This window comes from Zhouia amylolytica AD3, from assembly GCF_000511935.2.
In the GTDB taxonomy this organism is placed as follows: domain Bacteria; phylum Bacteroidota; class Bacteroidia; order Flavobacteriales; family Flavobacteriaceae; genus Zhouia; species Zhouia amylolytica.
Genome location: NZ_AYXY01000031.1, coordinates 95,856 through 117,437, shown reverse-complemented (window position 1 = coordinate 117,437; position 21,582 = coordinate 95,856). Strand labels below are relative to the sequence as shown.

The 21,582-nt window shown below is 36.7% G+C and carries 19 protein-coding genes and 1 tRNA gene; 4 read left to right on the top strand and 16 right to left on the bottom strand.

Features of this window, described 5'->3' with window-relative positions:
• Positions 1-7: 7 nt before the first annotated feature.
• Entirely contained in the window at positions 8-2,218 is a 2,211-nt protein-coding gene (locus P278_RS15790; protein WP_038268899.1) for a S9 family peptidase, read from the bottom strand.
• Positions 2,219-2,393: 175 nt separating this feature from the next.
• Between P278_RS15790 and P278_RS15785 the strand changes: the two genes are divergently transcribed.
• The gene (locus P278_RS15785; protein WP_038268898.1) at positions 2,394-3,719 is read left to right on the top strand and encodes a hydroxymethylglutaryl-CoA reductase, degradative; all 1,326 of its coding nucleotides are present in this window, start codon (positions 2,394-2,396) and stop codon (positions 3,717-3,719) included.
• A complete protein-coding gene (locus P278_RS15780; RefSeq protein ID WP_038268897.1) occupies positions 3,719-4,618 on the top strand; it encodes a GYDIA family GHMP kinase in 900 nt (299 codons plus the stop codon). The genes P278_RS15785 and P278_RS15780 overlap by 1 nt, the downstream gene beginning before the upstream one ends.
• A gap of 71 nt (positions 4,619-4,689) precedes the next feature.
• On the opposite strand, the gene P278_RS15775 is transcribed toward P278_RS15780, so the two are convergent.
• The 8 genes from P278_RS15775 to P278_RS15745 form a co-directional block, all read right to left on the bottom strand.
• Positions 4,690-6,807, bottom strand: a complete 2,118-nt coding sequence (locus P278_RS15775) for a peptidylprolyl isomerase (protein WP_038268895.1) — start codon at positions 6,805-6,807, stop codon at positions 4,690-4,692.
• 87 nt (positions 6,808-6,894) lie between these two features.
• Positions 6,895-8,169: a hemolysin family protein gene (locus tag P278_RS15770; RefSeq protein ID WP_038268894.1), complete on the bottom strand. Its 1,275-nt coding sequence runs from the start codon at positions 8,167-8,169 to the stop codon at positions 6,895-6,897.
• A complete protein-coding gene (locus P278_RS16805) occupies positions 8,169-8,363 on the bottom strand; it encodes a DUF6526 family protein (RefSeq protein WP_074976231.1) in 195 nt (64 codons plus the stop codon). The genes P278_RS15770 and P278_RS16805 overlap by 1 nt, the downstream gene beginning before the upstream one ends.
• 189 nt (positions 8,364-8,552) lie before the next feature.
• Positions 8,553-9,908 carry a tetratricopeptide repeat protein gene (locus P278_RS15765; RefSeq protein WP_038268892.1) on the bottom strand — a complete coding sequence of 452 codons (1,356 nt, stop codon included), beginning with the start codon at positions 9,906-9,908 and terminating at the stop codon, positions 8,553-8,555.
• Positions 9,909-9,973: 65 nt separating this feature from the next.
• Positions 9,974-10,528 carry an LPS export ABC transporter periplasmic protein LptC gene (gene lptC, locus P278_RS15760; RefSeq protein WP_038268890.1) on the bottom strand — a complete coding sequence of 185 codons (555 nt, stop codon included), beginning with the start codon at positions 10,526-10,528 and terminating at the stop codon, positions 9,974-9,976.
• Between the two features lies 1 nt (position 10,529).
• Complete coding sequence (locus P278_RS15755; RefSeq protein ID WP_038269168.1) at positions 10,530-11,900, bottom strand: tetratricopeptide repeat protein; 1,371 nt, start codon at positions 11,898-11,900, stop codon at positions 10,530-10,532.
• Positions 11,901-11,919: 19 nt separating this feature from the next.
• The gene (locus tag P278_RS15750) at positions 11,920-13,236 is read right to left on the bottom strand and encodes a hypothetical protein (protein ID WP_038268889.1); all 1,317 of its coding nucleotides are present in this window, start codon (positions 13,234-13,236) and stop codon (positions 11,920-11,922) included.
• Complete coding sequence (locus tag P278_RS15745) at positions 13,233-13,964, bottom strand: type III pantothenate kinase (RefSeq protein ID WP_038268888.1); 732 nt, start codon at positions 13,962-13,964, stop codon at positions 13,233-13,235. The genes P278_RS15750 and P278_RS15745 overlap by 4 nt, the downstream gene beginning before the upstream one ends.
• A gap of 115 nt (positions 13,965-14,079) precedes the next feature.
• On the opposite strand from P278_RS15745, the gene P278_RS15740 reads away from it, so the two are divergent.
• A tRNA-Phe gene (locus P278_RS15740) sits at positions 14,080-14,155 on the top strand.
• Between the two features lie 725 nt (positions 14,156-14,880).
• On the opposite strand, the gene P278_RS15735 is transcribed toward P278_RS15740, so the two are convergent.
• The 6 genes from P278_RS15735 to P278_RS15710 all read right to left on the bottom strand — a co-directional run bounded on the left by P278_RS15735 (position 14,881) and on the right by P278_RS15710 (position 19,770).
• Positions 14,881-15,336 carry a rhodanese-like domain-containing protein gene (locus P278_RS15735; protein WP_152973951.1) on the bottom strand — a complete coding sequence of 152 codons (456 nt, stop codon included), beginning with the start codon at positions 15,334-15,336 and terminating at the stop codon, positions 14,881-14,883.
• Positions 15,337-15,349: 13 nt separating this feature from the next.
• The gene (locus P278_RS15730; protein WP_038268886.1) at positions 15,350-16,216 is read right to left on the bottom strand and encodes a pseudouridine synthase; all 867 of its coding nucleotides are present in this window, start codon (positions 16,214-16,216) and stop codon (positions 15,350-15,352) included.
• 92 nt (positions 16,217-16,308) lie between these two features.
• Positions 16,309-17,214 (bottom strand): geranylgeranylglycerol-phosphate geranylgeranyltransferase, encoded by a 906-nt coding sequence (locus P278_RS15725; protein ID WP_038268885.1) that lies wholly within the window; start codon positions 17,212-17,214, stop codon positions 16,309-16,311.
• A 13-nt stretch (positions 17,215-17,227) separates the two neighbouring features.
• A complete protein-coding gene (locus P278_RS15720; protein ID WP_038268884.1) occupies positions 17,228-18,166 on the bottom strand; it encodes a mevalonate kinase family protein in 939 nt (312 codons plus the stop codon).
• A 143-nt stretch (positions 18,167-18,309) separates the two neighbouring features.
• Positions 18,310-18,657 (bottom strand): four helix bundle protein, encoded by a 348-nt coding sequence (locus P278_RS15715; RefSeq protein WP_038269164.1) that lies wholly within the window; start codon positions 18,655-18,657, stop codon positions 18,310-18,312.
• 18 nt (positions 18,658-18,675) lie between these two features.
• On the bottom strand, positions 18,676-19,770 hold the full coding sequence (locus P278_RS15710; protein WP_038268882.1) for a diphosphomevalonate/mevalonate 3,5-bisphosphate decarboxylase family protein: 1,095 nt from the start codon (positions 19,768-19,770) through the stop codon (positions 18,676-18,678).
• A gap of 131 nt (positions 19,771-19,901) precedes the next feature.
• Here P278_RS15710 and P278_RS15705 point away from each other — a divergent pair, with 131 nt between their 5' ends.
• A complete protein-coding gene (locus P278_RS15705) occupies positions 19,902-20,378 on the top strand; it encodes a TspO/MBR family protein (protein ID WP_038268880.1) in 477 nt (158 codons plus the stop codon).
• Here the strand turns inward: P278_RS15705 and P278_RS15700 are convergent.
• A complete protein-coding gene (locus P278_RS15700; protein ID WP_038268878.1) occupies positions 20,375-21,580 on the bottom strand; it encodes a BaiN/RdsA family NAD(P)/FAD-dependent oxidoreductase in 1,206 nt (401 codons plus the stop codon). The two genes, P278_RS15705 and P278_RS15700, sit on opposite strands and share 4 nt — an antisense overlap.
• Positions 21,581-21,582 lie beyond the last annotated feature (2 nt).

The window sequence follows — 21,582 nt, the reverse complement described above, 5'->3', positions numbered from 1 at the left end:
AATTTAATTAATTTTTTATTTCTTTTAACTCCAGGGATTCTTCAATTTTATCACCTAAGTGCTGATCAATAAAATTGGTCATTTTAGTATATAGTTGAAGTCTTGTTTTACCTCCGTAAATTCCATGATTTTTATCTGGATATATAGCCCAGTCAAATTGTTTATTTGCCTGAATCAGGGCTTCTGCCATTCGCATAGTATTTTGTACATGGACGTTATCATCTGCCGTACCATGAATTAGCAAATAATCGCCTTTTAAATTCGAAGCATAATTGATTGGAGAATTATCATCATAACCACTTGCATTTTCTTGCGGGGTTCTCATGTAACGCTCTGTATAAACAGTATCATAAAAGCGCCAGCTTGTAACCGGTGCAACGGCTATTGCCATGCTGAAAACATCATTTCCTTTAAGGATACAGTTCGAACTCATAAATCCTCCGAAACTCCATCCCCAGATACCTATTCTTTCTTCATCAACATAAGGCAAAGAAGCCAGTTGTTTTGCAGCAGCTATCTGATCTTCTACTTCATATTTCCCTAATTCCTGATAAGTAACCTTCTTAAAATCTGCTCCTTTAAATCCAGTTCCTCTTCCATCGATACATACCACTATATATCCTTTTTGCGCCAACATCTGATACCAATAATCATTACTGCTATTCCATCTGTTTGCCACTTGTTGAGATCCAGGTCCGGAATATTGATACATTAATACAGGATATTGCTTACTGGAGTCAAAATCTTTTGGCCTTATAGTCCACATATTAAGATCGTTGCCATTCACACGGATGGTTGAGAATTCTTTTTCTGACAATTCGTAATTTGTTAATGCTGACCTCAGCTCTTCATTGGTAACGATCTCTTTTATCTCTTTACCATTTTTAGCACGATTCAGGGTATATTTATAAGGCGTGCGGGCATTAGAGAAGGTATTGATATAATACGTAAAGTCTGTACTAAAAACTGCATCATTAGTTCCATTCCCAGAGGACAAACGAACCTTTCCTTTCCCATTTAAACCAATAGAGTATATATCTCTGTTAATTGAACCATTTTCTACTGATTGATAAAATATCCTTGAAGTTTTCTGATCGAATCCATAGTAATTGGTGACTTCCCAATCGCCTTGAGTTATCTGGTTTACTAATTCCCCCTCCTTTGAATATAGATAGATATGATTATAACCATCTTTTTCACTCGTCCAGACAAAACTATTATCATTTAAAAAAGTCAGGTTATCGGTAATATCAATGTATGCTTCATCAGTTTCCTCCAGAATTACCTTTGATTCTTTATTCTTTGCATCATAAAAATATAACTTAAGATCATTTTGATGACGGTTCATCACCTGAGCGCTCAGTTTATTTTTATCGCTAGTCCATTGAATTCTTGGAATGTAATATGCGTTTCCTAAATCAACATTTGATGTTTCTTTGGAGGCTAATTCATAGACATGAAGGCTAACTTCAGAATTCTTTTCCCCCGCTTTAGGATATTTAAACACTTGTTGTGTCGGGTATAGTGATTGCCCATATACATCCATAGAAAACTCCGGCACCTCTGACTCATCGAAACGGATATAAGCTAAATGCGTCCCTGACTTATTCCAATCAAATGCACGAACAAAACTGAACTCTTCTTCATACACCCAGTCAGTAACCCCGTTAATAATCTTATTTTTCTCTCCATCACTTGTTACCTGAGCCAAACCATTATCTTCAAGGTTCTTGATATATATATTATTATCAAGTACATAGGCAACTTTTGAAGCATCCGGCGAAAAGGTAGGTTCCTGAATTTTATGATCAGAGATTTTAGTAAGCTTTTTAGATTCAATATCATAAACATAAAATACCCCTAAAGTTGATCTACGGTATACTGATTCCACTTCGGTAGCCAAAATTAGCTTTGATTCATCTTCACTGAATTCATATGATTGAAAGTACTGTATGCCATCCAGTTCTCCAGAACTAAGAATAGTTTCAACCTTCTCTAAAGTCTTGTAATCGTACTTGTCTATTGAGGTTGTACGTGAATTCCTGTCAAAATTCAACACTGAGTATTGTTGCCCATTGTTCATTGAATGTAAGGCGTCCATACCTTCAGTCCTGAAAGCACCTCCCCATATTTCTTCTAATGTAATTTTCTGATTTTGAGCAGTCAGCGCAGAAGCCAACCCTAATAAAAGGAAAGAAAAAATAAATGTTCTCTTCATCGATGTTAAGGATTTTTTAAAAATCCGTCAAGTTTACTAATTATTTCACAGAAATATAAACTTTTTTAGTTAAACGTTACTCAAAACCATCTAGCTAAAAGGAAAAACAAGATATAATTCTTACAAAAAAAGGGTTTCTTTATTATTATCTTTGCTTTTTGAAACAAATCGAACCATGAAAAAACCTGTTGACGGATTTTCAAAACTGACCAAAGAAGAAAAAATAGACTGGTTGGCCAATCATTATTTTCAAGACAGAAAAGATGCCGTATCTATTATAAAACAATATTGGAATACCAATGCAGCTCTTCAGAAGCTACATGATGAATTTATAGAGAACACTATAACCAATTACTATTTACCTTTTGGTATTGCACCAAACTTTGCGATTAACGGACACTTATATTCCATCCCAATGTGTCTTGAGGAAAGTTCTGTTGTAGCTGCCGCCAGTAAGGCTGCAAAATACTGGTTAAAACGTGGCGGATTTAAGGCGGAGGTTATTGCTACCGAAAAAATCGGGCAGGTTCATTTTATGTATCATGGTGATAAGGAAAAACTTGTTCGTTATTTTAATCAAATAAAACCTTTACTCATAGAAGCTACCGACAGCATCACGAAAAACATGCGTAAAAGAGGTGGTGGTATTTTGGATATTATACTAAAAGATAAAACTGCTGATCTGGACAACTATTATCAGATACACGCTACCTTCGATACATTAGACGCGATGGGAGCTAACTTTATCAATAGTTGTCTTGAGCAATTTGCAAAAACATTTAAAGCGGGTGCTAATACTTATGAAGAGTTCACAGAGGAAGAACGAGACATTCAGATAGTAATGAGCATTTTATCTAATTACGTTCCCAACTGCCTGGTAAAGGCAGAAGTTTCTTGTAAAGTGGATGAGCTCAATGAGGATCAGAATATTTCTCCACAAGCGTTTGCAGAGAAGTTTGTAAGAGCCATAGACATTGCTAAAGCAGAGCCACACAGAGCAGTTACCCACAATAAGGGAGTGATGAATGGTATTGATGCGGTTGTTTTAGCCACCGGGAATGACTTTAGAGCAATTGAAGCAGGTGTTCATGCTTATGCGGCCAAAAATGGCACCTATTCCAGTCTAACACACGCTACCATTGATAATGGTATATTTAAATTTTGGATTGAAGTTCCATTAGCGCTGGGAACTATTGGCGGTTTAACAAATTTACATCCATTGGTAAAGCTTGCACTGGAGATGCTGGGCAAACCTTCTGCTAAAGAGCTTATGCAGATAGTAGCTGTTGCAGGGCTTGCACAAAATTTTGCTGCCATTCGTTCATTGATCACAACAGGCATTCAAAAAGGTCATATGAAAATGCATTTAATGAATATTCTAAACCAATTGGGCGCTACCGATGAAGAGAAAAGCATTGTGGTTGAGTTATTCCATAACAAAACGGTAACCCACAGTGAGGTTATCAAAGAATTTAACAACCTTAGAGCTAAGTCATTATAATGCATCATTTTCAAAGCAATGGGAAATTACTCATCACGGGAGAATACCTGGTACTTGACGGAGCACTGAGCTTAGCGTTACCCACTATCTACGGACAAACCCTGAGCATTGAAGAAAACAATAACCAAATAATTGAGTGGTCAAGTCTTGACCACCAAGGAAATCCCTGGTTTTCATGCAACATGGACCTATCCCTAAGCGGAAGTCCGAAAAATGAAGTAGAGGCCACTTTATTACATATTTTAAAAACAGCCAAGGCACTCAATCCTGACTTCTTAAAAAGCGTACAAGGAGTAAAAGCAATATCAGTTATGGATTTCCCGCGAGACTGGGGACTTGGATCTTCCTCCACCTTAATTAACAATATTGCTCAATGGGCAGGAATTAACGCATTTGATCTCTCTAACAAAACCCTTGGAGGTAGTGGGTACGACATTGCCTGCGCACAGCATAATACTGCCATATTATATCAATTAACAGATGGTAAGCCAACCATAACAGAAACCAAGTTTACCCCTCCATTCAGAGATCAAATCTATTTCATACACTTAAACCAAAAGCAAAACAGCAGGGAAGGCATTAAAAAATACAGGGCATTAAATAAATCTGTCAACACATATATAAGTGATATAAATACGATTACCAAGGGCATTCTGGAATGCACAGATGTAGCCGCGTTTAAATCTCTTATTGACACCCATGAAGATATCACCTCAAAGGCCATCGCTATGGAACCCATAAAAAAGCGCTTCTTTAATGACTTTGAGGGAAGTATTAAAAGTCTTGGAGCCTGGGGCGGTGATTTTATTATGGCTGTAGGAGATGACCAAACGCCTCAATATTTTAGTCAGAAAGGATTTGATACCATTCTTACTTTTAAAGAAATGATCAGGTTATAAATTAAGAATGACCGTAAAATAAAAAAGCCTCCAACGGGAGGCTTTTTTAATACTTAAAATCAAGATAATTTTTAATAAAAATCAGCTCTATTATCTTCAATATCGGCATTTTCACGTAGCGCGTTAAACGCTGCTCCGGTAGCTCTACCTCTATTTGTTGTTCTTTGTGTGGTTGCGTAAGGCGCATAGTTATCAAGCTCTACAGCAGGGTTCTTTTTAGTAACCTGAACCATATAAACTCCATTTTCACCTTCAATAAGTCCTGATGAAGCACCTTCTTCTATTGCGAAGGCTGTACCTACCACCTTAGGCTCACGTCCTGCACCAGCGATACTAGGGGTTTTCATATTCAAATCAGTTGCTGTCTTCACTGTCACATTATTGGCGCTTGCAAGTTCATCTAATGACTTCCCATTATTTGCTTCTATAATCTGAGCAGCTTTCTTTTGTTTTCTGATAATCGGAGCTACAAGTGCTCTTGCATTATCTACAGACATTAACCCTTCTTTAATTTTTCTAGTTAACTGAACGATAGCATAACCGCCAGTAACGTCAAATCTCGAAACATCTCCAACCTTAGTTTCCGGATTGAAAGCCCACTGAATAAGTCTTCTTTGCTCTCCTAAACCAGGAACCATTTCCTGCAAAGCCATTAAACTATTTACAGGGCGAACTGTATAATCAGACTCTTTCGCTACTGCACCAAAATTTTCAGAATCTGCAGCTGCATCCATTTCGAATTTCGTAGCCTTCGTATAAAGTTCGTTTGAAGTTTCTTCAGAAGGAATTACCTTTCTTGATATGGTGGCTAACTGAACAACGTTATACTTATCTTCTACTTTAATGATGTGATAACCAAAATCTGTTTCTACAAGGTCAACACTTCCAATTTCATTATCAAAAATAAAGTCATTAAAAGGCTTAACCATTTGACCTGGGAATATATTATCGTAGGTTCCTCCACTAAAAGCTGACCCAGGATCTTCAGAGTATTCTCTTGCAAGTGCAGCAAAATCCTCATCTGCCTTTACTTTTGCAAGCACCTCTTTAGCTAGTGCTTCAGCCTCTTCCTTAGTTCTGTTTTCCTTAAGGTTTACTCCTGTACCTTCGTACCCTATTAATATATGGCTAGCTTTTACATTACCACCTTCTCTTTTATCCATCATACGGGTAAGCTTAAAAGTCTCCCCATCTTTATATGGCCCATATACTTCTCCAACACCCAGGTTGAATAAGGTATCGCTAAATTGAGTAGGTAGTTGAGCTTTTGCAACATAGGTAGTATCAAAAGGAACATCAGAATGTTTTGCAACAAACTCCGCCACCTGATCTTTTGGTAATTCTGCAAACCCTGGAATGGTATCATTCGATTGAGTTGCATTATTATAAACTACACTTTTGTTTAAAAGAGCTTCTACTTCATTTCTAATTTCAGCTACATCAGCCTCTGAAGCTTTTTCTTCAAAAAACACATAACGGATATTTCTGGAAGCATCTCCTTCAAATTCCTTTTTGTGGTCTTTAATATAGGCAGAGATTTCACCATCGGTTACCGTAATGGTACTATCCGCTATTGATGAATAAGGAACCTGAACATATTTAAAATCTACTTTATCATTTTCAAGTTTATATGAAAGCTCACCATCTTTAATAGTAGCAACAACTCCTGCTTTAATCAGGTTAAAATAGGATTGCTCTTTTGAGGCATTAATCAAAGCATTTTCCTGCATTTCCCATTGCTGATAAGCCATTGGATTATTTGCCTTTAAATCTGCTATATATTCAACAAATTTTCCCGCATCAAATACACCAGCTTCATTTAAGAACGCAGGATTTGAAGCAAGTTGAGGGTTTGATTTAACAACATTGATTATTTGATCTTTTTCAATATTAATCCCTAACTCTTCAAATTGTTCTTCCAACAAAGTCATCCTTACCTCTTGATTCCAAACCTGATTAACAATTTGTAAGGTTGAAGCTCGTCCCTGATATTGTCTGGACAAGTTATCAACTTGTTGTGCAAACCCTTCTCTTGATACAGGGTTTCCATTGATTTCACCAACATTTGATTTTGTTGAAGAAAATGCATTATTGTTAAAAAGATCTGATACTACAAACGCGAAAAGCGCCAATCCTATAACCAGGATTAAGATCAAAGATCGACTTCTAATTTTTTCAAGAATAGCCATCTGTCATCTAAATTATTAAATATTAGATGGCGAAAATAGCACTTTTTTGCAATAATAAAAACCTGCTTAGCTAATAATTATGGCATTTTAATCGTCTTCAAGCACTTTAAGATGCAGCAGCTCTATTTTTGTATTCGTTGCTTGCAAGACTTTAAATTGAAAGTTGTCAATTTTAATTTTTTCTCCCTTTTCAGGAATCTCTCCGATTTGGTTTACAATCAGCCCTCCTATTGTATCATAATGTTCACTTTCGGGAAGCTCTAATTTATAGGTTTCATTTACATAACTCACCTCCAATCGGGCAGAAAAATTATACTCCTTATCATTGATTTTTTCTTCAAACAATTCTATGGTATCATGCTCATCTTCAATTTCACCAAACAGCTCCTCTACGATATCTTCTACCGTTAGAATGCCCGAAGTTCCTCCATACTCATCCAATACCACAGCGATACTTTTCCTTCGTTTGGTAAGCACGCCTAAAATATCACTTATCGGCATAGTTTCCGGAACAAATTCTACCGGCAGCATCACACTCTTTATCGTTCGTGGTTTCTTGAACAATTCAAAGGAATGGACATAACCAATGATATCATCGATTGTATCTTTATACACCAGTATTTTCGAGTAGCCGGTCTCTACAAATTTATTCACCAGATTCTTCGGAAGCTCATGTAATTCTGCTGCACATATTTCAGTTCTGGGAATCATTATATCGCGCGCCTTATGATCAGAAAACTCCAAGGCATTCTGAAAAATTTGTATTTCAGAATCAACATCCTCATCCTCATCGACCTGCTCCATTTGTTCGGTAATATAATCACCCAATTCTACCTTACTAAATGCGATACTTTCTGTATTACCTTCTACTTTGAAGAATACCCTCAAAATAAATTCAGAAATCCAAATAACAATTTCAGCGATCACCGAGAACAATTTATAGAACAAGTAGGCCGGTACAGCCAGCACTTTAAGCAATGTATTCGAATATATCTGAAAAAGGGCTTTTGGAAGAAACTCTGCGGTAATCAATAAAATCAAAGTAGCCAATAGCGCTTGCACAACGATAATCCTGGCAGGAACCGCATCGGAACCGACATATTCCGGATATAGCCAATAGACCAGCAGGCTACCCATATAAAAAGCATAAACAACCAAAGCTATATTATTACCCACGAGCATGGTGGTAATAAACTTTGACGGCCTTTTGGTAAGTTTTGTCAGTATTTTAGAAAGAAAACCTCCTTGCAGCTTTTCTATTTCAATATGAATTTTATTAGAGTTCACGTAGGCAATCTCCATTCCTGAAAAAAAAGCTGAAAACAGCAATGACACAATAATGATCACAACCGTGGAGCCCATCACTTATTTTTTTGTCGATTTTGGAACTTCTTACGATAGCGTCTTCTAAAGAAGAACATGAAAAAAGACACAACCGCAAACAATAAGAAAAGATAAGACCTATTGCGGTCTGTACTCCAATTTGAAACCACTTCGAAAACTGAGATTACTCCTATAACAAGGTATACCACCTCAAAAATTCTAAAAAACTTCATCTGTCATCTATTTTCAACAAAGATACATTTTATTACACAAGTTGATCATTCCCTACTACAGTTCCTTTTGCAAAATTCATCATACTTTTTTAAAGACAGGCATTAAGAATCTAACCAAAGTAATTTTAACATCCTTAAACGCTTCACATCATTAAAACCCTATTTGTTTTAACTAACAATACCATATATTTAATCCAGATTCGGCACTTTTATAACCCCTCCAATCCAACATCTCAGCTGAATTGACTTACCAGCCATATCTGCATTAAAAATTTCAGTACGCGACGGAGCAAGCCCTCTATATCTCGATGCAGCATTAAGCGCTTTACTTTTAATGGATGGATCTACCTGAGCCGCGCGGTCTGCTTTAAGAGCTGCCCTCCAATAGACAGCTTTCTTTTCGAAGGTCGTACTACCACATTCGTTAGCGCTGTTACCATAAAGATATGCCTGCAATAAATAAGCATTCCCATTGGCCGGATTAGCATCGATTGCCTTTTGAGCGTAGTCATATGATTTAGCTCTATTGGACTTGGAATATTTAGAAGCTATTTTAATTAGTAAATTGGATTTCTTAACAGGATCCGCTTCTAAGGCAACTGCTTCATTGTAGAACTTTAGTGCTTCTGCGGTATTACCCTTTTTATCATTCAGCGTACCTAATCCATAAGCACTGGAGGCAGAAGGTTCCAGTTGATGTAAAGCTTCCACCACACGCACATAAATCGGCCCATCCGAACAATCCTTATTGTCAAGTCTGTACAGGGCACGCTTCAACCACGTGGCATCGTCCGACTTTGATTCAAAATTCTTTTCATACAATGGCACCAACTTATCGCAGTCTGCTAAATTTCCAAGCTTCCCATCTACACTTGCAATTATCTTTTCCAGTTCAGTACCATTTTTTCTTACGGCATTTAACTTCTGCTCCTCTTTAGGAGTCAATGTTCCGGCATCCTCTTTCTCCGCCAGAGAAACTGCTATTTCAGCCATACTCACTGCCTCTTCGTCCAACCTGGCAGTCACCTCATCGTAACTATCAAATACCTCCTGAAGATCTTTAGTTCCTTTATCATGCAAATCGACCATTAGGGAAAAGTACAAATACAATCCCTTAAAGTTTTTAAAATTTTTTCTATCGGTTTTAAACGCATCATCGAGCATAGCATACATCTCCTCATCTGATGCCAACGCATAAGAATTCATCAACAAGGCCTTATCCGAAGCATAATCTGCTTTATCGTATTTATCAGGAAAATACTTGATATAATTATCATACAACCCAAGAAGGTCGTTCACATACTTTTTCTGATTATCGCCTGTTGTATTATCGATCTTATAATCCAAAATCCTTTTACCATAATAAAAGGTTGCAAAATTAAGACTGGGACATTTCTCATAAACGATTTTCCAAGGCTCATAAGCAGCCTCGTAATCATTTACCCTGGCATGATCATAAAAATTTTGAAGATTCAATGTACAATCCTGATCCTGAGCTGTAGCCAAGAACAATCCGAAGACAAAACAAAATAAAAAAGGCTTCATTTATTAGCTATTTTCTAATAAATATAGCCTTTTATTACATAACATTCTCTTTTTTACTACAAAAACTACTCCTTTACAACAGCACTTCCTGTATTTTCATGTGAATTCACCACTGAGAAGTCTTTATTAAAGTCTATTCCGGTTCCAGACATATTGAGTTCTTCACTGGTGAAAGTGTATTCCTTTTCGGTAAACACCCATTCGTTAGTTTGGTCCCAATAGAGTTGGGGTGCCTCCAATTTTTTACCATCATGTGTTTCCAACACTACATTACCCTGAAGATCTACCAGACTGGTTTGCGAATACATAATACCGTAATCTGCTGTAACGGTACTTTTATTATTCTGATCATCAAAAAACTCAACATAGAGGCCCTTTGGAAATTCTTGAAATTGAAATTTTTGATTTGAGAAATCTTTATTTAAAGGGCTTGTGAGGATCGCCTTTACTTTTCCCGAATCGGTATAGGTAAGTTTAAAATTCTCTGCTATCCCGGAAGGCACTTTCTGAGGAGCGTTGATACTTTTCACATCTTCATATTGACCTTGACATGAAAAAAACATTGTCACAGCGAATACTGTGACAATGCCAAATAAATTATATCTAAAAATCTTTTTCATTCTATAAGCTAGGAACCTTTACGCTTCCTCCTAACCAACAGTTAAAGGATATTGTTTTTCCGGCCATACCAGAGTTAAAAATATCAGTTCTTGATGGAGCTCTTCCTTTATAAGCCTCAGCCGCAGCATAAGCTCTACTTTTAACAGAAGGGTCCATTTGCGCTGCTCTTGAAGCTCTATCTGCAGCCTTCCAGTACACAGCTCTCTTCTCAAATGATGTAGTACCACATGAATTTGCACTATTTGCTATACATACAGCCTGTAATAAATAAGCATTACCATTAGATGGATTTGCATCAATCGCTTTTTGAGCATATTTATAAGATGTTGCATATTGCTTTCCTTTTGAATACTTCGAAGCGATTTTATAAAGCAAGTTAGACTTCTTAACAGCATCAGTCTCTAAAGAAACAGATTCATTGTAATATTTTAAAGCTTCAGAAGAGTTTCCTTTTTTATCATTCAAAGTACCTAAACCATAGGCTGAAGATGCTGAAGGCTCTAAGTTATGTAAAGCTTCTACCACCTGAACATAAATTTCACCATCGGTACATTCTTTATTATCTAATCTGTAAAGTGCACTTTTAAGCCATTTAGCATCATCCTTTTTAGCTTCGAAGTTTTTCTCATACAACGGCACTAATTTATCGCAATCTGCCAAGCCACCAAGTTTAGCATTAATACTTGAATACACTTTTTCATAAGACCCACCATTAATTCTTACGGCATTTAATTTCTTTTGTTCTTTGCTGGTCAGGGTACCTGCATCTTCCTTAGCAGCTAAAGAAGTAGATATCTTACCAAGCTTAAGTGTTTCTTCATCTATCTTTCCGGTTACATCATCATAGGCATCGAAAACATCCTGAAGATCTTTCTTTCCTTCAGCCTGAAGATCCACTAGTAATGAAAAGTATAAGTACAGAGCTTTCGGGTTCGTAAAGTTGTCTCTATCTTCTTTAAAAGCTTTGTCTAACATATTATAAACTTCCTCATCAGTAGCAAGACCCTCTTCTTTACTTGTAAGCGCCTTATCTATCATCACATCAGCCTTATCATACTTGTTAGGGAAATATTTGATAGAGTTATCATAGAGCGCCAGAAGATCGTTTATATATCCTGTTTTCTCATCACCAGACGAATTTTCTATTTTGTATTTTAAAATTTTCTCCCCGTAATAAAAGGTCGCGTAATTTAAGCTTGGACAATTATCATAAACCATTTTCCAAGGTTGATACGCAGCTTCATAATTCTTTACTTTTCCATGTTCGGCAAAGATAGACAGGTTTGGCATACATTCGGCATTCTGAGCCTGAGCTCCAGCAAAACCAACGACACCTATCAGTGCCAACATTGCTATAAATCTCTTTTTCATCTCATTAAATAATTTGCGGTTAATCATACTTTCTTTTCACGAACCATCTATCGTTGAAAGACAATCCTATATTTACGTTAAAATAATTTTCCTGAACTCTATTGTAAAGGGTGCTTCCTCTTTTTCCAATCTCCACACCTATATTAATGTTTGAAAACATTCCTGTGAACTGTGGAAGCGCATTAGTTGAAGGAACATATCCACCCAACGGCATACCAACTCCAAAAGTCATGCCAAAATCATGAGTTGGCATTCCATTCACTTTCAAACCACTCCTTCCATTATGCAATCCTGCACGGTATACAATCCTTTTCCAGTAACTAGTAAATGAATCGTAGTCAGGTATAAAAAACCCTCCGACAGAAAACCGTTCTGCATTCTCGTAAGAGGAACGCCCAAAGTTTTCAAACTTATTTTCAAATTTACTGGTTTTTTTTAATTCAAACTCAGCCCCAAGGTACCATTTTTTACTTTCACCCACCCCTAAACCGGCTGTAAATGACTGTGGTATCGATAAATTGATACGATCTAAGCCTTGTTCCGACAAATCAACATCCTGCGTATCTCTTGGGGTTTCCTCTCCGTTACTACCAATTAGCACGGTAGCAACTTCTCTTGAGTTCTCCGACACCAAAATAGATTCCGGGGTATACATAAATGATGATTGCCAGTATAACTTTTTACCTAGTTTCCCTTCATAATTTAATGCAGCCTTCACATCAAAGCCACTATACTCTGAAGCACTTATTTCCCTGGTACCGTATCGAATATCATCTCTTAATCCTAAATACTTATGTTCTGTTTTCCCGAACAAGTAACTTCCGGTAAGTCCAACACTAAGTCCTTTATACAATCTATACCCCATGGAAAAGAAGACTTTATTAACTCCTCCATCACCAGAATATCGGTTCAAGACTGCCGGACCATCTGCATCTTCTTCAATAGATTGCAATCTATACCCTACTGTTGAATACGGCTGAATACCAAATCCAAACCCAAAGCGATCAGAAACCGGAACTCCCAATGCCAGATAATCGAATGAAACAGTGGAAGCATTTTCATTGGCATCATCTGTTTTTAATCCTAAAGAATTATAAGAAAGACCTGCCGAATATGTTGTTAATCTCAATTTTGAAAACGAAGCAGGATTAGCCAGATTGACGTGTATACTATCCGAATAAACACTTAAACCACCCATCGCCCTGCTTTCAGCTGTATTATTATACTTGGATTGCCCTACACCAAAGTATGAATACGGAGATGGACTACCATTTGTTTGCGCAAAACCAACCCCTACCATCATCAGTGCAAAGGCAACAAAAATTCTTTTTATCATTCGTCTTTATTGAGTTCTAAAATATAGTTTAATCCTTCAAGAAGGATTTTCGGATTGGCAAATATGGTATTTTTTAGTCTTTTAGACAAAAAATGTGAATCTCCTCCTGTTAAAATAACTGTTAAATCTTTAAATTTCTTTTGATATTCATCTATTATACCATCAATTTCCATCGCCACACCATTTAAAACTCCAGAGGCAATACTCGATTCTGTGGAATTTCCAATTAAGGAAACAGACTCAGATGTTTCAATAAGAGGAAGTCTGGCTGTAAATTCATTTAAGGCTTTAAAACGCATCTGTATTCCTGGGGAAATAGCACCCCCGAGATACTCACTGTCTTCGTTTATAAAATCGTAGGTAATACAGGTTCCTGCATCTATTATCAAGGTATTATCGCTGGTATGATTATAAAATGCGGCTGTAACTAATGCCACCCTATCCATACCAAGGGTTTTTGGCGTCGTATACTTACTCTGAAAAGGGACTATTGAATTATTAGTAAGCAGATGCACTTTACAGAAAACCGACAAGGCTTTTATATCCTCTTCCGGACATTTAGACACCGACGAAACAATAGCATGTGAGATCTCAGGATATTTTTTAAAAATTTTTGTAATTTCTTTTAAAAAATTTTTTTCCTCTATCCTACTTTCAAACATTAACTTTTGACGCTGAAAAACAGCGAGTTTCATAAACGTATTTCCAACATCTACGATTAAATTCATAAGCTTCGGTTAAAAATGTAAAGGTACAAAACCGATTTTTTTAATAATTCGTTTTGCAGTTATTATTTTTGCACCTATATTTGCACCCGCAAACGCAGTAATACTGCAAGCAACTGGTGCCTTAGCTCAGTTGGTAGAGCAAAGGACTGAAAATCCTTGTGTCCCTGGTTCGATTCCTGGAGGCACCACCACTAAAAGCCACAACTATTTCATTTTGAAACGGTTGTGGTTTTTTGGTTTTAAGAGGGTGTTGTTAACCTACTGCCTATTATTGGATCGTGTCTATACGTTGTGTTTATGTAAATTTTGCGGTTAATCCGTATTGATATAATGGATTAAACATTGGAGGAATAGATTCCGCAACAAGTGCGGAATGACAGGTAGTGTGCATTCAGTGACAAGCACGGAATGACAGATTGATTGGATGGATTCCTCAACAAGCGAGGAATGACTTCGCGATCTCAGGGGTCAAACATTCAATAAATAGATTCCGCAACAAGTGCGGATTGACAAGTAGTGTGGATTCAGTGACAAGTATGGAATGACAAGTGCAGAATGATATCATGATTTCAAGTATTATGACCACGAGTTATTTTTATACTAAAATGATTAATTTTAAATGCACTCATACTTTATCCATACTTTAACCATACTTCAGCCATACTTGAACTACGCCTAAAATCGCCATAAATTGGCAAAATTTCCCAAACTCATCACCCCGATAATCATCAAAAAGAAAGCTTTTGTATGGTTTTACATCTATTTATACAAACGGGTAAAAAAGACAACTTTTCAGGACTATTTATTGATTAAAACACCAACAAAAACTGGCCTTGGGCATACTATTGGAATAAAAAAGCCCGAACAGAGATGTCCGAGCTTTTTTAATATTTATTTATAATTAAAATAAACTTCATTAATCCATCAACGGATATCCTTTATCTATCCAGTCGACCTTTAGGTTTTGTGAAAGATTCAATAACTTATGCCTGGTGAAGCCCATCTCATTAAGCAATGTAAATGCCGGTCTGATATTAGGGCAATCCTTAAAGGGGCAACATCCGCAATACAAAACAACATTTGCATCTTTTGGCAGCTCATTTAAGCGCTTCTCCAGCTGCTTTAAGTTATCAGACTGCTGTGCGGGTCCAAATTCCACAGAACCCTTTATTGGACCTGCAGGACCAATACTATACAAGTATACATCAGAGGTATTCCCCTTTTCAATGATACCCGCTAATTCAGACGGTTGGATTAACTGCGGTTCTGCCCATGGCTCTGAGTTGGCCTTATGATTTTCGGAACACCCTGTTAAAAAGGAAATCATAAGCACACCAAATACCCAAAATACAATTCTAGTTTTGATCATCATCACCAACTAAAAATTATAACATTTTCAGGTTATTAATCTCCTGCTCATTTAATTTCCTCCAGGTACCTCTAGGCAAATCTTTTTTAGTCAGGCCTGCAAACACAACCCTGTCTAATTTAACCACCTCATAGCCTAAATGTTCAAAGATTCTACGAACAATCCTGTTGCGTCCACTATGAATTTTAATTCCCACCTCACTCTTTGAAGCATTTTCAATATAGCTCACCTCATCAACCTCGATAAGACCATCTTCGAGCTTTAATCCGTTCGCTATGGCTTTAAGATCGTCATAGACCAAATTCCTGTTCAATTTAACATGGTATATCTTTCTAATACCATGCTTTGGATGGGTTAATTTCTTTGCCAGGGCTCCATCATTAGTAAATAATAGTAACCCAGTAGTATTTCTATCCAGTCTACCAACGGGAACGATTCTGGATTTAGTAGAATTTCTAACCAAATCCATTACGGTTCTTCTACCACGTTCATCATTTGTGGTTGTAATAAACCCTTTAGGTTTATTGAGAAGTACATACTCTTTTTTCTCAGGATTAATCGTCTTACCGTCAAATTTGACTTCATCAGTCAAGTTCACTTTATAACCTAATTCTGTCACCACTTGTCCATTCACCAACACATTACCGGAGGTTATATAAATATCCGCATCACGTCGGGAACAAACACCTGAGTTCGCTATATATTTATTAAGACGTATTTTACCGTCGTCCTGTTTATTTTTCAATAAAGGAGCCTTTTTTATCGGAGCATTACCGCGAGCAAAGCTTTGCTTCCTGGTACCACCTCTTCCGGATGGTTTCCTATTATCTCCTCCTTGCCTTCCGTGCGATTTACCTTTATTTGAATTATCCTTCCTACTCATATTCGCTAATTTTTGGCAAAGATAAGTTTTGGAATTCAGATTAACGATTTTTATGCAACGAACTTCAGATAAATCTCCTCAGTTTAAACCTTTTAGAAGATACGATTGAGAACCAGGTCTACATCAATCAGAAGTATACTAAACACTCCAGACACGATAATAAACTTTAACAAGTTGTGAATAAGCACATATTGCTTCTTAGAGGTGGATCTCCACAACAGCATTAAAAACATAATGAGCAGCACCATACACCCATAAAAGAATGTATCCATATAGCCAACTTCAAATTTGGAGATTAACAGATATGAAGGTATTAACGTGAGCAAGGTCAAAAAGGTGATGACCATTTTGGAAACTTTTTCTCCATATTTAATGGGTATGGTTTGGTATCCGTAGACCAGATCTCCTTTAATATTCTCCAAATCTTTAACGAGCTCTCTAATAAGAATTACCAAAAACAGGAATAATGCGTGTACGAAAATAACCAGGTCAAAGTTTTTATAATAAATAAAGACTGCAAAAAAGGGAGTGATTGCCAATAATGCAGAAATCAGATTCCCAACAAATGTTATTTTTTTTAATTTATGCGAATAGAGCCAGATTCCGAAAATATAAAACGAAAAGAACACCACTGCCCTGAAGGAAACATAGCTTGCTATAATTACAGAAAGAAAATTAAGTATAAAGTAGGTTGTTAACTTAAACCGCTGACTTACCAACCTATCGAGCATGGTTTTCTTAGGACGGTTGATAAGGTCTTTTTCTGCATCATAAAAGTTATTTATTAAATAACCTGAAGCAATCGCCAGTGCTGATGCTGCTACAATAGCAAAAAGATTTCCATCAAAAATAACCTGTCGAAGTGGTAAATGGGATGAGAATATATAAATAGAAGCTAAATATTGAGCAAGTACGATTACTAATATATTGTAACCTCTTACTACCGAAAACAAACTCAACAATTTGAGCAAGGTCATTTTTTGTTTTCGATTCAGCATAAACAGCTATTCTTTAAAAGTTGTAAATCACCTCTAACTTATAACCTTTCAACGCTTTTTTTGCTTTTTCAAGATCTTCGGTAAATCCTAATATATAGCCTCCTCCTCCTGAGCCACATAGCTTAAGATAATATTCATTTGTATCTATTCCCTGTTTCCATAGCTTATGAAATTGGGCAGGAATCATTGGCTTGAAATGATCAAAAGCCACATGAGAAAGCTGCTTAATGTTGGTAAACAAGGATTTGAAATCTCCTTTCAAAAAATCTTCTACACAAGCATCCGTATGTTTAACGAATTGTTCTTTTACTATTTTCCTAAATCCTTCATTCTTCATATTTTCCATGAAGATCTGAACCATAGGAGCGGTTTCTCCAACCATTCCGCTATCCAGTAAAAACACAGCTCCTTTACCATCGGCATTCTGTGAAGGTATACCGGTAGGTTCAATATCATCTTTAGAATTAATAAGAATTGGTATACTAAGATAACTGTTTAGTGGATCTAAGCCTGAGGATTTGCCGTGAAAAAAGGATTCCATTTTTCCGAAAATGTCTTTCAGGATCAAAAGTTTTTCTCGCGTTAAATTCTCAAGGACGGTAATTTTATCGAAGGCATATTTGTCATAAATTGCTGCCACCAAGGCTCCGCTGCTACCTACTCCATAACCTTGTGGAATACTACTGTCAAAATACATTCCTCCATCGATATCTCTCTGAAGTTTTTCAATATCAAAAGAAACATTTGCGTCTTCATTTTCCTGAAGTTTTTCGAGGTAATCAGCAAATCTTCTTAACGAAGCGTTGGAAAACTGTGCTTCTTCAGATAAACTGTCTGCAGATTTAAGCGCCCCATTATAAAAATTATAGGGTATAGACAATCCTTTAGAATCTTTTATGATTCCGTATTCTCCAAAGAGGAGTATTTTCGAATAAAACAAAGGTCCCTTCATTATTTAATTGATAATTGACAGTTGATAATTGACAATTGACAATTGACAGTTGACAGTTGACAGTTGACAGTTGATAATTGATAATTGACAATTGATAGTTGTCAGTACATAACAACTCATTTATTGCAAATTTATGATAAACATTATTTTCTTGCTGATTTAATGATACTTATCAACAATTTTAACACTTCTTCAATTTTTGGCTTTATCCTATTATAATTATCCTTATCTAAATAGTTAGTTTCTTTTAACAGCTCAATCCAATATTCAGATTCATTAGCCTCTTTCAAAGCTATAGACAACTTACTTATAAAGTCTGGTCTGCTTTGTGCCTGCTCGGCTTCTCTAACATTTGCCCTTACAGAAGTTCCACTCCGCAAAAGCTGTTTAGACATTATTTGTTCATTTTTTTCCTCTAACAACCACTTATAAATATAGACAATTTCTACAGCGTAAGCAAAACTCTTCTCTTTAATTACGTTTTTCTTCACGCTATCAATTTTCAATTATTAATTATCCATTAAAGAAGCGCCTAAACCAATTTGGTCACAAATATACTGTCCGTTTTCACAATACGCAACCAACTCATTCTTAATAAATGTCAAAACCGTATCTTTTTCATTTTCAGGATACAGCAGATGTACATTGGCTCCTGCATCTAAGGTAAAACAAAGGTTCGACCCAGTCGCAGATCTATACTCCCAAATTTTATTTATGATCTGAAGGGTATGAGGCTTCATCAGGATAAAATATGGTAAACTAGTCATCATCATGGCATGCAAGGTTAGGGCTTCGCTTTCAACCAGCTCAATAAACCCTTTCTGATCTCCATTTTGAAGTATCTTAATCAATTTAGACAAGTTGGTTTCTGCCTGTTTAAATCGCATTTCTGCAAACGGATGTCCATGCATCAGATCATGCCCAACGGTACTGCTTACCTGCTTCTGCCCTTTATCTACCAACAATATGGTATCCTGATAATTTTTAAAAACCGAATGTATTTCTTGAGACAACTTCACCCCATAGAGATCAGAGGCTTCTTTAACATCTTCATTTTGACCCCAGACTACCATTTCTCCTTCTATACTTCTACACGCACTTCCCGACCCCAAACGGGCGAGAAAAGAAGCTTTTTGATTAAAATAGTCATTGGTTATCTTTTCATTCAGGGCTTTTTCCACGCTCATCAAACACAAGGCCAAGGCACTCATACCACTTGCTGAAGATGCAATACCACTACTATGAGGAAAGGAATTCGAGGTATCAATAGAAAAATGATAATCTTTTACAAAAGGTATATATTTTTCAACACGTTCAAAAAACTTCCCAATTTTAGGTTTGAATTCAGGTTTCGGGCTTCCCTCAAACAATAAATCAAAGCTAAATCGCTCTTGCTGTTGTTCCTTATTTCGTTTAACATAAGCAAGTGTTGTGGTAGTAGCACAATGATCGAGTGTAAAACTAATGGAAGGGTTGGCCGGTATTTGATTTTCTTTCTTTCCCCAATATTTAACTAAAGCTATGTTGCTAGGAGATTTCCAGGTTACCGTTCCCTCGATTTGGTTTTCTATATATCGCGACGAGACAAAATCGTTTTCAGTCATTAATATTCAAAATTTAAGCAAAGATAACTCAAAGAACCTTTACATAACAATTATCATATTTTAACTGTTTTTTGCGATTTAACTTTCATCAAAAATAAATTGCTATTTTAGTACACACTAACGTTAATCCTATGAAGAAAAGGCTGATTCAAAAAATTATAATTTGCGTTTTTATTTGCCTGTTAACGGGTTTGTTTGCCAGCCTGGCTACACAATCATCTGTAGAGACCTGGTATGCCGATTTAAACAAACCTAACTTCACACCTCCGGATTGGCTATTTGCTCCTGTTTGGACAGTTCTATATATCCTGATGGGAATAGCTGCAGGAATCGTATGGAGTCGTGGCTTTTACCATAAATGGGTTAAAACAGCCATGTATCATTTTGCTTTTCAATTGATCTTTAACGCGATGTGGAGTATTGTATTTTTTGGATTCAGACAGCCTCTATGGGCATTTCTAATCATCATCACTTTACTCATCCTTATTGCGTTGACGATCAAATGGTTTAAGGTTGTCAACAAACAAGCGGCTTATTTACTTATTCCATATTTCATATGGGTATGCTTTGCAGCGGCGCTCAACTTTGAAGTTTGGCGATTGAATTAATCAGCAATCGCTTTTGCAGCTATAAAAGCTCCTGTCCATGCATTTTGGAAATTAAATCCACCTGTAATGGCATCGATGTTTAGCACCTCTCCTGCAAAATAGAGGTCCTTTTGAATCTTACTCTGATACGTTTTAAAATCTACCTCTTTTAAATCTACGCCTCCGGCGGTAACAAACTCTTCTTTAAAGGTACTTTTACCATCAACATCATATACAGATTGTGTAAGTTGGCTTGCCAGGGTCATCAATTGTTGCTTGCTTACTTCAGCCCATCGCATTTGGTCGGTAATTCCTGAAGCATTGAGTAGGGAAAACCATAGTCGCTTTGGTATTTCAAAGGGTTTAATATTCACTACTAACTTTTTACCATTATTCGCTTTCACCAGCTTCAGCTCTTCCAAAGCTTCTTCAAGGCCTTGATTATAGAGCCAGTTAATTTGAATCTTAAATTTATAATCCAGAGCATTTAAGTCTCTGGCACCCCATGCTGAAAGTTTCAATATAGCAGGCCCGCTTAATCCCCAATGCGTAATCAATACCGGTCCTTCGGAATTCAAATGCGTCCCTAAGATTTTTACAGACCCCATGGTACTAAGTCCCGGGAGACTTTTAATGCGTTGATCATTAATATTAAAGGTAAACAGCGAAGGCACTGGAGTTACGAGAGAATGCCCCAAATCTTTAATCATTCTCCAGACTTTAGGACTACTACCCGAAGCTATTAATAGTTTTTTGCAGGAGAATTCACCTTTACTGGTTTCTACAAGCCAATTATCTTGTCGTTCAATACGCTTTACGACATGTCCGGTAAGGACAGAAACGCCTAATCTATTAACCTCGTGTAAAAAACAGTCTATAATCGTTTGCGAACTATCTGAGGTTGGAAACATCCGTCCATCTTCTTCGATCTTGAGGGCAACTCCTCTTTTTTCAAAAAAAGCTATAGTATCTCCGCTGCAAAAAGTATGAAAGGGACCTTTCAATTCTTTTTCTCCTCTTGGATAATACTTCGCCAGTTCATTCGGAACAAACTCGGCATGGGTCACATTACATCGACCTCCTCCTGAAATTTTAACCTTGGTGAGTACCTCTTTCCCTTTTTCTAAAATTGCGATTTTTAGCTTTGGTTTAGTTTCAGCTATATGAATAGCTGCAAAGAAACCGGCCGCTCCTCCTCCTACAATTAGCACGTCGTAATCCATGA